12 protein-coding genes and 3 pseudogenes are annotated in these 12,258 nt (G+C 68.2%); 6 read left to right on the forward strand and 9 right to left on the reverse strand.

Annotated features, from left to right (window positions below):
- Nucleotides 1-42 precede the first annotated feature (42 nt).
- Together RWE79_RS02555 and RWE79_RS02560 are read right to left on the reverse strand one after the other, a co-directional pair.
- Nucleotides 43-855 carry an alpha/beta fold hydrolase gene (locus RWE79_RS02555; RefSeq protein WP_475938341.1) on the reverse strand — a complete coding sequence of 271 codons (813 nt, stop codon included), beginning with the start codon at nt 853-855 and terminating at the stop codon, nt 43-45.
- Between the two features lie 75 nt (nt 856-930).
- The gene (locus RWE79_RS02560) at nt 931-1,596 is read right to left on the reverse strand and encodes a DUF4097 family beta strand repeat-containing protein (protein WP_475938342.1); all 666 of its coding nucleotides are present in this window, start codon (nt 1,594-1,596) and stop codon (nt 931-933) included.
- A 236-nt stretch (nt 1,597-1,832) separates the two neighbouring features.
- On the opposite strand from RWE79_RS02560, the pseudogene RWE79_RS02565 reads away from it, so the two are divergent.
- Both RWE79_RS02565 and RWE79_RS02570 read left to right on the forward strand, forming a co-directional pair.
- Nucleotides 1,833-2,018, forward strand: a pseudogene (locus tag RWE79_RS02565) (helix-turn-helix domain-containing protein); the annotation flags it as partial.
- Nucleotides 2,019-2,102: 84 nt separating this feature from the next.
- Nucleotides 2,103-2,699, forward strand: a complete 597-nt coding sequence (locus RWE79_RS02570; protein WP_475945559.1) for a Tn3 family transposase — start codon at nt 2,103-2,105, stop codon at nt 2,697-2,699.
- Here the strand turns inward: RWE79_RS02570 and RWE79_RS02575 are convergent.
- Nucleotides 2,582-2,992, reverse strand: a pseudogene (locus RWE79_RS02575) (LysR substrate-binding domain-containing protein); the annotation flags it as partial. The gene RWE79_RS02570 and the pseudogene RWE79_RS02575 overlap by 118 nt on opposite strands.
- An 89-nt stretch (nt 2,993-3,081) precedes the next feature.
- On the opposite strand from RWE79_RS02575, the gene RWE79_RS02580 reads away from it, so the two are divergent.
- Complete coding sequence (locus tag RWE79_RS02580; RefSeq protein ID WP_475938343.1) at nt 3,082-3,264, forward strand: hypothetical protein; 183 nt, start codon at nt 3,082-3,084, stop codon at nt 3,262-3,264.
- Here the strand turns inward: RWE79_RS02580 and RWE79_RS02585 are convergent.
- From RWE79_RS02585 to RWE79_RS02610, 6 genes and pseudogenes are all read right to left on the reverse strand, one after another.
- Entirely contained in the window at nt 3,248-3,556 is a 309-nt protein-coding gene (locus tag RWE79_RS02585; protein WP_475938344.1) for a hypothetical protein, read from the reverse strand. The two genes, RWE79_RS02580 and RWE79_RS02585, sit on opposite strands and share 17 nt — an antisense overlap.
- 76 nt (nt 3,557-3,632) lie before the next feature.
- Nucleotides 3,633-4,066, reverse strand: a pseudogene (locus tag RWE79_RS02590) (transposase); the annotation flags it as partial.
- A 170-nt stretch (nt 4,067-4,236) separates the two neighbouring features.
- Entirely contained in the window at nt 4,237-4,746 is a 510-nt protein-coding gene (locus tag RWE79_RS02595) for a hypothetical protein (RefSeq protein WP_475938345.1), read from the reverse strand.
- 43 nt (nt 4,747-4,789) lie between these two features.
- The gene (locus RWE79_RS02600) at nt 4,790-5,332 is read right to left on the reverse strand and encodes a hypothetical protein (RefSeq protein WP_475938346.1); all 543 of its coding nucleotides are present in this window, start codon (nt 5,330-5,332) and stop codon (nt 4,790-4,792) included.
- A gap of 171 nt (nt 5,333-5,503) precedes the next feature.
- The gene (locus RWE79_RS02605; RefSeq protein ID WP_475938347.1) at nt 5,504-6,262 is read right to left on the reverse strand and encodes an MFS transporter; all 759 of its coding nucleotides are present in this window, start codon (nt 6,260-6,262) and stop codon (nt 5,504-5,506) included.
- An 845-nt stretch (nt 6,263-7,107) separates the two neighbouring features.
- Complete coding sequence (locus RWE79_RS02610) at nt 7,108-8,064, reverse strand: helix-turn-helix domain-containing protein (RefSeq protein ID WP_475938348.1); 957 nt, start codon at nt 8,062-8,064, stop codon at nt 7,108-7,110.
- 71 nt (nt 8,065-8,135) lie between these two features.
- Between RWE79_RS02610 and RWE79_RS02615 the strand changes: the two genes are divergently transcribed.
- The 3 genes from RWE79_RS02615 (at nt 8,136) to RWE79_RS02625 (ending at nt 11,791) form a co-directional block, all read left to right on the forward strand.
- Nucleotides 8,136-8,990 carry a phytanoyl-CoA dioxygenase family protein gene (locus RWE79_RS02615; protein ID WP_475945561.1) on the forward strand — a complete coding sequence of 285 codons (855 nt, stop codon included), beginning with the start codon at nt 8,136-8,138 and terminating at the stop codon, nt 8,988-8,990.
- 687 nt (nt 8,991-9,677) lie between these two features.
- The gene (locus RWE79_RS02620) at nt 9,678-11,150 is read left to right on the forward strand and encodes an RICIN domain-containing protein (RefSeq protein ID WP_475938349.1); all 1,473 of its coding nucleotides are present in this window, start codon (nt 9,678-9,680) and stop codon (nt 11,148-11,150) included.
- Nucleotides 11,151-11,317: 167 nt separating this feature from the next.
- Nucleotides 11,318-11,791 (forward strand): hypothetical protein, encoded by a 474-nt coding sequence (locus RWE79_RS02625; RefSeq protein WP_475938350.1) that lies wholly within the window; start codon nt 11,318-11,320, stop codon nt 11,789-11,791.
- The last annotated feature ends 467 nt before the right edge of the window (nt 11,792-12,258 follow it).

Consider the following 12,258-nt stretch of genomic DNA (forward strand, 5'->3'; position numbering starts at 1 on the left):
GGACGTGCAGCTGCAGCTGTCGTCAGTCCTCAGGTCGTGTCTTCAGCGCCCGCGCTCCAGGGCTGCGACCGCGCGTACAGCCTCGGCGATGGCCGGGAAGTCCTTCTTGAGGATCGCGCCGTGGTTGCTGGCGACCTTCGCACCGATCTGGATGTTCGGGTTGTCGGCGGTCACCGCATCGAGGCTGGTGCGTATCCGTTCCTGCTCATCACCGCGGCTTCCGAAGGACGTCCCCGAAGCGATCACATACCGCACCGGGACGGTGATGTTGTCCAGCACGGGGCCCAGCTCGCGCTCGCGGGAGAGCCTGCCGAGCTCGATGTTGCTGTCCGCCTGCTGTTCGGCGGTCAGCCGCGGGGCCAGGCCCGTGGGGCGCAGCAGCGGCAGGAACCAGCTCAGCCGACGGAACAGTCTCCGGATCCGCAGCTCCATGGCCTCGTCGAGCCAGTCGTACGGGAACGCGCCGTCGACCAGGACCGCGCCCAGGGCACGCCCCGGATTCCGGCTGGCCCAGTGCGCCCCGACGACCGCCCCGTAGGACCAGCCCACCACCAGCGCCCGGTCCACACCCCTGGCCGCGAGAACGGCGTCGACGTCCCGGACGGCTGCCTCGAAGGAATAGTCCGCCGAACGCTTCGATTTGCCGCGGGCCCGCTCGTCGTAGGTGATGTGCCGCCACTCCGGCCCCAGTTCGGCGATGACCCGCCGCCAGTACCCCTGAGTGGCGAACTGGCCGTTGAGGTAGAGCACAGGGACACCGGGACCGCCGGTGTCGGTGACGGCCAGGGCCGTATCGTCAACCGGCACCATGCCCGTCCACGTCGAACTGGTCGCGGAAGTGCTGTTCTTCGTCATGTGTTCCCCCTGGTCGCGTGAGAGCGTCTGGTACGACTTGCGGACGGCCGCGTCGATGGTCCTGCTTCTGGTCCGTCAGAGGCTGCGGGCGGTGATGTCGCCGCGGGCGGTGGTGGCGCGGATGTCGAGTTCGGCGGTGCCGTCGTTCTTGAGGGCGTTGCTGACCCGGCCGTAGTCGGTGCCGGCGTCCAGGGCGGCCGAGACGCCGGGGGCGGCGGCGATCGAGATGTCGCCGGACTGGGTGCGAAGCACGACCGTGCCGCGCACGGCCTCGGTGATCCGGATGTCGCCCCTCGCGGTGCTGATCTCCGCGGGGCCGTTGAGCCGGCCGATCTCGACGTCGCCGTCGATCGCGGTGAGGCGGACGCTCGCGGCCTCGTCGATCTTGATCTGGCGGTACGCGCCGTCGAACGCGACGTCGCCGAGGCGTCCGACGCCGCGGAGCTCGGCGCCGGCGGCCTTGGCCTCGATGCGGGAGCCGGCGGGCAGTTGGACGGTGACCTCCAGGGATCCGGAGGGGCCGAAGAGCTGGTTGTCGGGGGTCGAGGCCGTGATCCGCAGGACGCCGTCGGCGTAGGTGACGGTGGTCTGCTCGGCGGTCTTGGTGTCGCGGCTCTTGGAGGGGTCGGCGGGCAGGATCTCGACGGTGGTGTCGGCCCGGTCGGCGGCGATGAACTGGATGCGTCCGGCGGGGATGTCCAGGACGGCGGAGATGGGGGCGGGGGTGTCGAACTTCTGCATCGTGGTCTCCCGTACTCGTTCGCTGTTTCTGACTTCAGAAACGCTACGTTGCTTTTCAGGATTCGACAACACGTCCGTTGCACAGAATCCGCATCCACGCAGGTCATAGCCAGGAAAACGTTGCAATGACCCTAGGGATAACGCAACGCCATCTGGTCTCAACGTTGCAATGGCTGAGAAGTGAAAGCTATAGCGGGGGATCAGAGACCGCCATGAGGCATCACCGAGGGATCGTGATGCCTGGAGGCAGGCTCATCCGGCAGGAACGCCTGCAGATCGCGCTGGGGCTGGCCGACAGCCTCCCCCACGCCGAGATCGCCCGACGCCTCGGCCGTCCGACCTCGACGATCACGCGTGAGGCGATGCGCGGCGGCGGCCCCACCGCCTACCGCCCCGACCACGCCCACCGCGCTGCCGAACGCACCTGTCTGTTCACCACCGACGCCGGGCAGCCTCACCGCCTCCCGACTCGCTCCTGAAGTACGCCGAGTTCGAGACGGACTTCAATCGCCGAGTTCACCTCGGCCGTCACCAGAGAGAACCTGTCCAAGGACGTGCTGCGGCGCCGCCTGCTGCTGGTCCTGTTCGGCCTGGGCACGAACATGGGCATCAGGCGGGTCGCGGTGACCGGCCAGCACGGCGAGAGCGGGGCCACGCTGCGCGGGGTGCGGCAACTGTTCGTCAACCGGACCAACAACGCCACCTTCGCCATCCGGGACGAGATGTGGTGGGACACCGGCACCGCGTACGCCTCCGACAACCGCAAGTTCGGCGCCTGGTCCAGCAACCTGATGATCGCCGACGTCGAGATGCGCCGGGGAATCGGGGCGGACAAGCTCACCGACGCGGACCGCGGGGCCCGGCACGATGACACCCGCGGGCTCCGGGCGCGGCCCGAAGGCGGCCCCCGCCACCCCACACCGGGGCCGCAACCGCCCAGGGCCGGGCCAGGTAAGCGCCCGCGTCCTCGGATCAGAATCGAGTCTCAAGGTGCAGTCCGCCGGGCCCCCGGGACGGGGCCTGTGAGAAAGGACTGGGCGAGCGTGCGGAAAGCGGCGACGAGTCGGCTGCGATCTTCCGCACGCACGGCCAGCACGACGTGACTGGGTTCGACATCGCGCAGCGGGACGGCGGTGAGGTAGGGGCGGCTCCTGCCGTCCAGGGCCGGGACGATGGCCACGGCCCGTCCGGAGGCGATGAGTTCGAGCTTGTCCTCCAGGTCCTCCACGAGGGGACCGTCCGGAGCGCGGCTTCCGTCGGGACGGGGGTCGATGCGCCAGAAGGCGTCACGGGCCGGGTCGCTTGCACGGATCAGGGGCTCATCGGCGAAGTCCGCGAGACTGGCGGAGTCCTTGCCGGCCAGTCGGTGGTCGCTGGAGACCACCAGGACGCGAGGCATGGGAATCGGCGCATAACCGCATCGATCGCGTCAGCCGCGGCTGAACGCTTGGCATGCATGGCCCCGGACACGACACCGCAAGCGCCTTGACGACCCCACCGACCCCGGTGCGGAGCCGGGCGCTGGCCGAGCACGAGAAGAGCCAGGCGTATCCAGAGGCCGTCGAGACGGCGCACGCCGACTTCGCCGCCCTTCAGCAGCGCGACAGCGCTAAACGCCACCTGGCCGTAGAGACCTCGCGTTGCTATGCGGTCAAGTCCTCGGGATGAGTTCTCCGTTCACGGCGCGGTCGTAGAGCCGCTTGTGCCACTCGTTGGCGTCGGGTCCGGGATCGGTTGTCAGGACGGGGTTCGGGCCGGTCTCGATGAGGTGCAGCAGGGTTCCGGCGACGCCGTAGCAGTCGTCTGGGCCGAAGCAGGAGACGAGCGCTCGGGCTTCCTCTCCCGTCACCGGCTTCGGGATCGCTTCGAGTTGCTCGACGCGTCTGTCGATCTCTTCTCCACACGCGTCCCAATTGGGGAGCGGGCCGTCGGCGACGAACCTCTGCACTTCGGGTCTCATGGGTGAATTGTCAGCCTCCCTCGCCACCTCAGGCAAAGTGCGCTTGCTGGTCAGGACACGTCGCGATGCCAACGCGTCAAGCTGCGGCGGCGGCTTCGGTGGGGTCGGCGGTGTTCTGGTCGAACAGCTCGTGCTGCTGTAAGCAGTGGTAGAGCTGGCCGAGCATGCGGTTGAAGAGGTTGCGCCGGGCGACTGCGTGCCAGTCCCGGCCCGGGTGATGGGCGATGTGCCTGCGTAGGCCTTGAGGCCGCGGGCGTCGGCGAAGCGGGTGTGGTCGTCCCCGATCTCAGCGAGGATCCGGGCGGCGAGCTGGATGCCGAGGCCGGGGAAGCTCAGCAAGGTCTCGGCGTCCGGGTGCTGAGGGGGTGCGTCCTCCACCGCCTCGGCAAGGTCGTCGGCCGCGGTGCAGGCGGCGCCGAGCTGGGTGAGGAGGGCGAGCATCTGCTTGCCGAGGGCGTCCTCGACCAGCTGGGGCTGGTGGTGAAAGGCATCCCTTCGACGCCCCCTCAGGCAGCGAGTGCTGACGCTATGCGATCAGCATCGTTGCTCGAACGGCACCAGGGCTCGACGCCTGTTCCATGGGGCCGCTAACAACGGATTAGCTGTACAGGGCCGTGAGTCCCGTGGGTTCACGGAAACCGAAGTCTCTTCAGTGCGACCCACGGGGCCACCGATGTGCTTCAGGTCAGTGGATCCGTGGGTTCGGGCGTAACACGACGATGCTGAGTGAGCCGAAGAGCTTCGGCCAAGACGTCGGCGTCGACCTGTGCCGGTGTCCTGTCGCCGTATTCGAGGATGTCGTACTCGTCGTCCAGGTTGGCGAGTCGTTCGGCCAAGGGCAGTTCGTGCCCGAAACGATGGTGAATCCGGAAGGCCAGCTCGCGTGATGTCAGCTCGCCGGCCAGCATCCGGGCGGCAAGTGCTCGCGCGGCGGCTTCCTGTCCGGCAACGCTGCCCGCTGGGTGGAAGGTGAGGCCCAGTTCGTCGATTGCCGGGGGAAGGAGGTCGGGGACGTCGTAGTCCGCCTCCGCGCGTGTGCACGCGGCCAGCATCCGCAGGGCGGGACTGTCGAGGCCGGCGACGAGAGCATCACAGGCGCCGGTGACAACATCGGTTGCACGGATCTCGCCCATGCTCCAGAGAACGGCACGGTCCTGAAGCTCGCGGGCTGCTGGTTCGGGCGACGTCATCTGTCCATGATCCCGTCACTGGGATGAGCAAAGCGAGCCGGTTTCACTGCGATACCTGCTCGGCGGCCTCTCCCAGAAGCGCGCTTGCCGAGTCCGCGTAGCGGATGGCGGTCTTCTCATCGATGCCGAAGACGAGGGCGCGGTGGAGTGGGTCGGCGCCGTGGTCGAGGGCTTCTTCGAGCTGGCGGTCGACGCGCTGTCGTTCGAGGGTGGCGGTGAGGTTGCGGGTGGCCCGGGTGGTCCAGAGTTTGCCGGCCGGGCCGAGTTCGACGGCGGTCTTCTGGGTGATCAGCTGGTGCGGGTTGGCTGTGTTCGGCCATCGGTTGCGGCGGTAGTCGAGCCAGTCCGGCACAGCACGGCGTGTGAGGTCGTCGAGGGGGCGGACGTGACCGCCGACGGTGTTGCGCTGGCTGCCCAGGTCGACGTCCTCCAACTGCATGGTGCGGATCATCTTCGGTCGTGCTGCGTGGACGGCGGCCAGGGCGATGATGAGCCGGATGTCCGGAGTGCTCGCAGTGGCGATCGCCTCGTCGATGTCCGCCTGGTCGAGAGGCTGGACAACGCCGCCGCTCTGACGGGGGGACACGGATCCGCATCGTGGGATTGCGGAAGATCTGCCCGTTCTTCTTCGCGTGCCGGAACAGTGACCGCACAGTGACCGCAGGGCGACGACATGGCTCTCGCGATGTTTGCCAGTGATGACATCCCGGACGGTGATGATGTCCTCCCGGGTGACTTCCCTCAGGTGGTAATCCGGTCAAGGCTGCACGGTGTCGACGCCCTGCGGCATCATCCCCAGCGCTTCTGCGTCGTCCGGTGGTTCTTTCGCTTCCGTTCGGTCATCAACGAGCCACATGCCGCGCCCTCGGTCCGCCAGGAGGAGTGCCAGTGCAAGCAGTAGCGCTGCTGTTGCCGCGATCGGTGCCACCAGGAATGATCCGGCGCTTCCATGACGGTCGGCGAGGTACCCGGCCAGCGCTTGCCCTGCCGCGGTGCCGAGGGGTCCTCCGGCGCACAGGATCGTCATCGCGACGGTCGCCCGGTCGGCCGGCGCGAGTCGTTCGGTGAGGGCGTAGAGACTGATCATGTAGGGGGCTACGGTAACGCCGGCGACGGCCACGGCGGCGGGAACGGCATGCAGCCTGTCCCCGACGGCAAGGGTCAGCCCGCCCAGCAGCAGGGTGGCTGCGAAGGTCACGTAGCGGTGGCGCAGCGCGAATCGCGATGGGAGCCAGGCGCAGGCAGCGCCGGCCAGGGCGCTGCCGATGCCGAAGACAGCGTAGAGAAGTCCGGCGGTGCCGGGTTGCCCGCTGTTGTTGGCGTAGGCGGTGACGCCGGTCTGTACTGCGCCGAACATGGCGCCCATAGCGGCCATGGCAAGGAACATGGCCGCAAGCGGGCGTCGTGGCAAGGGAGTTCTCGATGCGCTCGGTGTTGGCTGCTGCGTACCGCCGCAGTGGGTGAGGGACAGCGCGAAGGGCAGGGTGGCCAGTGCGAGAAGGGCTGTGGTGGCCACGGTCGGCGCTGTCGGTCCGAGGGGGGGTGAGGAGCCCGACGATTGCCGGTCCGGCGACGAAGCTTGTCTCATCGGCGATCGCTTCGTACGACAGGGCGGTGGCCATGAGTTCTGGCCGGTTGCGTGCGTGCAGCAGGCGTGACCAGTGCACTCGTACGAGCGGGCCGACCGGCGGTTGGGTGAGGCCGACAAGGGCCGCTGCGGTGAGCATGCTCGCGCGGTCGGCGTGGCTTGCCACGACGAGGCCGGTCAGGGCAACGATGTTGGCGATGGCCATGGTTGCCCCGATGGAGCGGTGACCGTGGCGGTCGGCCAGCGCCCCGACGATCGGACCGCCGAGAGCGTTGGCGCTGCCCTGCGCTGCTGCGGCCAGACCGGCGAAGGCGTAGCTGCCGGAGGCTGCCTGGACAAGGATGAGTGTCGCGAGGGACGAGGTTGCGTAGGGAAGCCGGGCCAAGAAGCCCAACGGGAAGAACCCCGCACCAGGAACACGCAGAAGGGACCGGTACGCCATTGGCGTCTCCAATGAGCACGTCTGAGAGACGCGCTACCCAGCCACCGGCGCGTTGACTATCCCGATTCTGTTCCGCAGCCTAGCGAGCGAACCCGCATGTCACCAGATGACATGGTCTCCTCACCGGTAGCGGAGGCAGGGGCGGAGGCTTCTCCCCGTGAGGTGACCCCGGGAGTGTGATCTTGTGAGCCCGCGCCTGACTCGTGCACCCGGGCAACCGTCGCGCCACGAAAGGGGGCTTGCGGCAAGGCCCCGGGGGCCTACCGCAGAATCAGTGGCCAAAGCCAGGATCCAAGGAAGCACAGGATGCCGTGATCTCCGACGCGCCGGATCAGGTTCGCGGGTCGGTACGCACCGATCCGTGTTCGGCTCTGTACGCGGTCCGGTAGGTGCCGGGCGGCACTCCGTAGCGCTGTCGGAAGACCCGGTTGAAGTGGAACGGGCTGGCGAAGCCGGATGCCGCGGCCACCCGTGCCACCGGCAGCTCGGTGGCCTCCAGCAGCCGGGCCGCGTGCCGCAGCCGGGCGTGCCGCAGCGCCCGCATCGGGGTCTGGCCGAGCTGCTCGGTGAACAGATGCGCCAACCGGGACGGTGACAGCGAGACGGTGTCCGCCAGCGACCGTACGGTGTGCGCGGCGCCGGGGTCGGCCGCGATCAGCGCCTGGGCCCGGCGCACCCGCGGGTCGGTGCCCGCGCCGTCGAGCTCATGCCGCGCGGCACCCGCGGTCGCGGTGGCGAGCAGGACGACCTCCTCCAGCGCGCACAGGGCCAGCTCTTGTGCGGCGCTGCTGTGGGCCACGGCAGTCCGATCGACCTGGGGGTCGGGGTCGGGGTCGGGGTCGGGCGGGGCGGCACTGCCCGACCAGCGGGCGTCCGCGAGCATCCGGCGGAAGGTGGTGCCGATCCGGTCGTGCACGTCACCGGGTACCGAGTCGACAAGGAACAGCCGGTCGCCGCGGGCGTACGGCCGCAACCAGGCGCACCAGGACGGCCTGGCCTGGCAGTGAGCCCACCAGAAGGTCCACTGCCGCGCGCCCGGAGCGACCGCGTAGCGGTGCGGCACTCCGGGCCCCAGCACCACCAGGCCGCCCGCCCCCGCCTCGGCCGTTGCCGTCCCCTGCTGAAGTCGTCCACGCCCGCCCGTGGTCCAGGTGAACAGCCAGCTGTCCGCGCCGTGCGGCCGGTTCACGCGGTAGCCGGGCCGCTGGTCGAAGTGGCCCATGATCACCAGGCCGGACGGCGGGGACGGCGTAGCAGGACCGGACAAGTCGTCAGCGTGCACGGTCATCCTCCCGGGACGGTCTGAGCCCTAGCGTGGCAGCCCGGGGACGCCGACCGGAAGGAAATCACATGACAGCCATGGATATCGCGGCCACGGACGCCGCCGCCCTCGTGGCAGCCCGTGAGCCCGGCCTGCCGGAGGCCGGCCGTCGGCAGTTCGAGGACCAGGGCTTCACGGTGGTGCGGGGACTGTTCGGCCGGGACGAAATCGCGGAGATCTGCTCGGAGTTCAAGGCCCTCCAGGCCGGGGGGCCGATTCCTGGCCACTTCCAGCCGCGCGTGACCGGGGCCGCGTCCAGTGGGTCGGCCGACCCGCTGGACGCGTATCCGCGCGTGCTGCATCCGCATCAGATCAGCGAGCCGGCCCTGCGTTACCTGCTCGACCCCCGGCTTCGGGATGTGCTGGAGACACTTCTGGGGGAGGAGGCCTTGGCCGCCCAGAGCATGTTCTACTTCAAGCCGCCGGGCGCCCGGGGCCAGGCGCTGCACCAGGACAACTTCTACTTGCGTGTGGAGCCCGGGACCTGCGTGGCCGCCTGGATCGCCTGCGACGTGATCGACGGGGACAACGGTGGCCTGGAGGTCGTACCCGGTACGCACCGCATGGATCTGTTCTGCCCGGAGACGGCGGACCCGGATCTGTCCTTCGCCCGCGAATACGTCGCGCCGCCCCCGGGACTGGCGGTGGTGCCGGTCGACATGGAACCGGGTGACGTGCTGTTCTTCAACGGCAGCCTGGTGCACGGCTCGCAGCCCAACCGCACAGCCGACCGTTTCCGCCGCTCTCTCATCTGCCACTACGCCGGCCGCTCGGCGGAGCGGATCGGAAGCTGGTACCCCACGCTGATGATGAACGGCGAGCGTGTCGTCCTGCCGGAGAGCGAGGGCGCGGGCCCCTGCGGTACGGAGTTCGAACCGTCGGGGCCGCACTGAGGGCCTGGCTCCTGAACGTGTCGGGGACCTGGCCGCGCCGGGCGCGGACCATCGGTCCAGGGCTGCGCTGAACCGCTCCGGGATCGGTGGAGGCAGCGGCGGACGCTCACCTTTCACCCCCTTGGTTCCGCCGGATGTCGCGTGTCAGGTTCGGCAGAATCATGTTGAGGAGCAGGGCGTTGCCGCAGCGTGACGCCGACGTGACGGCCCCGGACTCCTCCAGGCCCCGGGTACAGGCGGCCCTCGCATCCGCTGGGCGGCGGAGGCTCGACGGAGGGGTAGGAACGGTCGTGGCGCCGGGAGTGGTCCCCCGAGGACGTGGCGGCGTACTGGACCGCCGGTGGGCAGCCGGCGTCCCACCCCGCAGGCCGCCGGACAGACCGCTGCCCGTCTCGCCGACACCGCCGGCCTCCATGGTCAGTGGTCCGGGCCCTCACCGCGTCGCGGCTGGTTGACCAGGTAACTCGATTTTGTAAGAGGCATTGACGAATGCCTGGAGGGCTCCTACCTTCATGGCCGTCGTACTCCATACGTCATATACGAGAAACATGGACACAACGGAAGTCGCGTTTCCAGCGCCACGACAGACAGCGCGACCGCGACAGTGAAACCTTCCAAAACCTGAGGCACCGCATCACGTATCCCGCAGTGTCATGTACGCAACAAGTAGGGACGGGAAGGAACAGCATGCGTAGAACGACATACGAACGCCCGAAGACCGCACGGCGATTACGCCGCTGGGCTCACACGGCCATCGCGTCGGTACTGGCGGTGCCGCTCCTGGTGATCGGTGTCTCCGCAGGTCATGCGCAGGCCGCGGCCCCGAGCGGCGGCGTCACCTACACCCTGGCCGTGACCAAGAGCGGCATGTGCCTCGACGTCGTCGACGCCGGCACCGCCAACAAGGCCCTGGTCCAGCAGTGGAACTGCCACTCCACCCAGTCCAACCAGCAGTGGACAGCCATCGACAGAGGCTCCTCCACCTACGAGCTGATGTCCGTGGGCAGTGGCAAATGCCTCGACGTCCCCGACTCCAGCACCACCAGCGGAATCCAACTCCAGCAATACACCTGCGTCGGCAGCACCAACCAACTCTGGCACTTCACCGCATCGGGCACCGGCACCTACCAGATCATCAGCGCCAGCAACGGCCTCTGCCTCAGCGACCTCAACGCGAGCACCACCGCCGGCAACCCCGTCATCCAGGAAACCTGCACCGCCAACACCAACAAACAATGGCTGTTCCAGCCGGTGAGCGGCCGGACCTGGTCGAACGCGGCGGACGGGTTCGCCGCCACCGGGGGCGGCACCACCGGCGGCGCGGCGGGCACCACGGTCACCGTCACGGCCTACGCCGACCTGGTGAAGTACGCGGCCGCCACCGCTCCTTACGTCATCAGGGTCTCAGGAGCCATCACGGTGCCCACCTACGGCACCGAGGTCCCGGTGACGTCCGACAAGACCATCATCGGCGTCGGCTCGACGGGCGAGATCGTCAACGGCGGCCTCAACCTGGGCACCGGCGTACACAACGTGATCATCCGCAACCTGACCATCCGTGACACGCGGATGGCCGACGACGACCCCGATGACAAGGTGTACGACTACGACGGCATCCAGATGGACACCGCCGACCACGTGTGGATCGACCACAACACCATCGAGCGGATGAACGACGGGCTCATCGACAGCCGCAAGGACACCAGCTACCTCACCGTGTCCTGGAACAACCTCGGCGAGGACAACAAGGCCTTCGGTATCGGCTGGACCGACAACGTCACCGCCCGCATGACCATCCACCACAACTGGATCCACGACACCAACCAGCGCAACCCCAGCATCGACAACGTCGCGCTCGCGCACCTGTACAACAACTACCTGCAGAACATCACCTCGTACGGCAACCTCTCGCGCGGCTCGTCGAAGACGGTCATCCAGAACAGCTACTACGAGAACGTGAACGACCCGTACACCATCGACACGACGGCGGCCTCGCTGACCCAGACGGGCAGCGTCGTCGTCAACTGCACGGGTGACCAGAAGACCAACGGAACCACTTTCGACCCGGGCAGCTACTACAGCTACACCCTCGACCCGGCGAGCGATGTCCCGGCCCTTCTGAAGCAGTACTCCGGGCCCCAGCCCGACATCGGCACCTGAGCGCCCGCCGTCCGGTGCCGCCCGCACGACACGGCACCGAACGGCCTCCGTACATGCGCATGAACAGTTCGGCTGTCGCAGCGCGCGCGCGTGCGAGTTCTCGTGCCGGCGTGGAGGATGCAGGGCCGTAGAGTGGACTCCTCGACAAAGCGGTAGGGGCAACGGCTGTGGAGATCACCGTCCAGTGGATCCGGACGACCTGGACGAAGGAATCCCGGGGCGGGGATGCTGCGGCTCGTAGGAACGCGACCCCCGTCGGCTTCGCTCTCCCGCATGAGGCGGCTCCCCTCGCGCATGTGATCCGGATGCATGAGCGCCATGCCTTCGAGCCGCATGACAGCCGGGAAGTTTTGAGCAAGGTCGATGTCCAGCTGCGTGAAGCAGATGATCGGCTGCGGGTATTTCCGCGAGTGCAACCGATGTTTGCCCTGCCGCCTCGGAAGCGGCGGCCACCGGCTGTCCGGCTCGTACCTGGCCAATGGGTCCGCTGGCAGCTCAACTACCGGTTCAGCAGCGCACTGGGTATTCGGGGCTGGACGTACTGGATGGACACGTTCAACATCGCATACGGCCCGGTGAACGCCGACGTGTTCTTGTCCGCGCCCACCGTGTTCGTCGACGAGCGCGGACCACTCCGGTAGGAGCAGCACCTGGACCAGGGCCTTGGTGCCTTCCTTTCGCCGGCAACCTCGTATCCAACGCCGTCCGCCACACGCCGCCCGGCGGTCGGGTCAGCCTCCACGCGCCCAGGGATGGTGGGCCCCAGAGGATCTGCCTTCGGCTCCTGCGGGGAACTGACCACGTGGCAGCTTTGGAAGAGGAGTTGCGCAAAGCTGGCGCAGAGCCCTTGCGTGCCGCAGGATGTGCACCATATGGCCCGCAGCGTCCCGGACTATGCAGTCATCGCGTTGACTGCCGGGCCAGGAATATGGCTCGCCCTTCGCGCCGCCATCCAGGGACTCGCCGAACGGAACCGGCACAAAAGCTTCTGTCTCGAACTGCCCAGCGGGACCTCGATGACCGCGGATGGACACCCTGGGCAATACTCGTCTCAGTCGACTCGCCCCTTAATGGAGCGGCCGCCCTCCTCGACAACTGCCGGACTACG

The sequence above is a fragment of the Streptomyces sp. RLA131 genome (genome assembly GCF_056270125.1).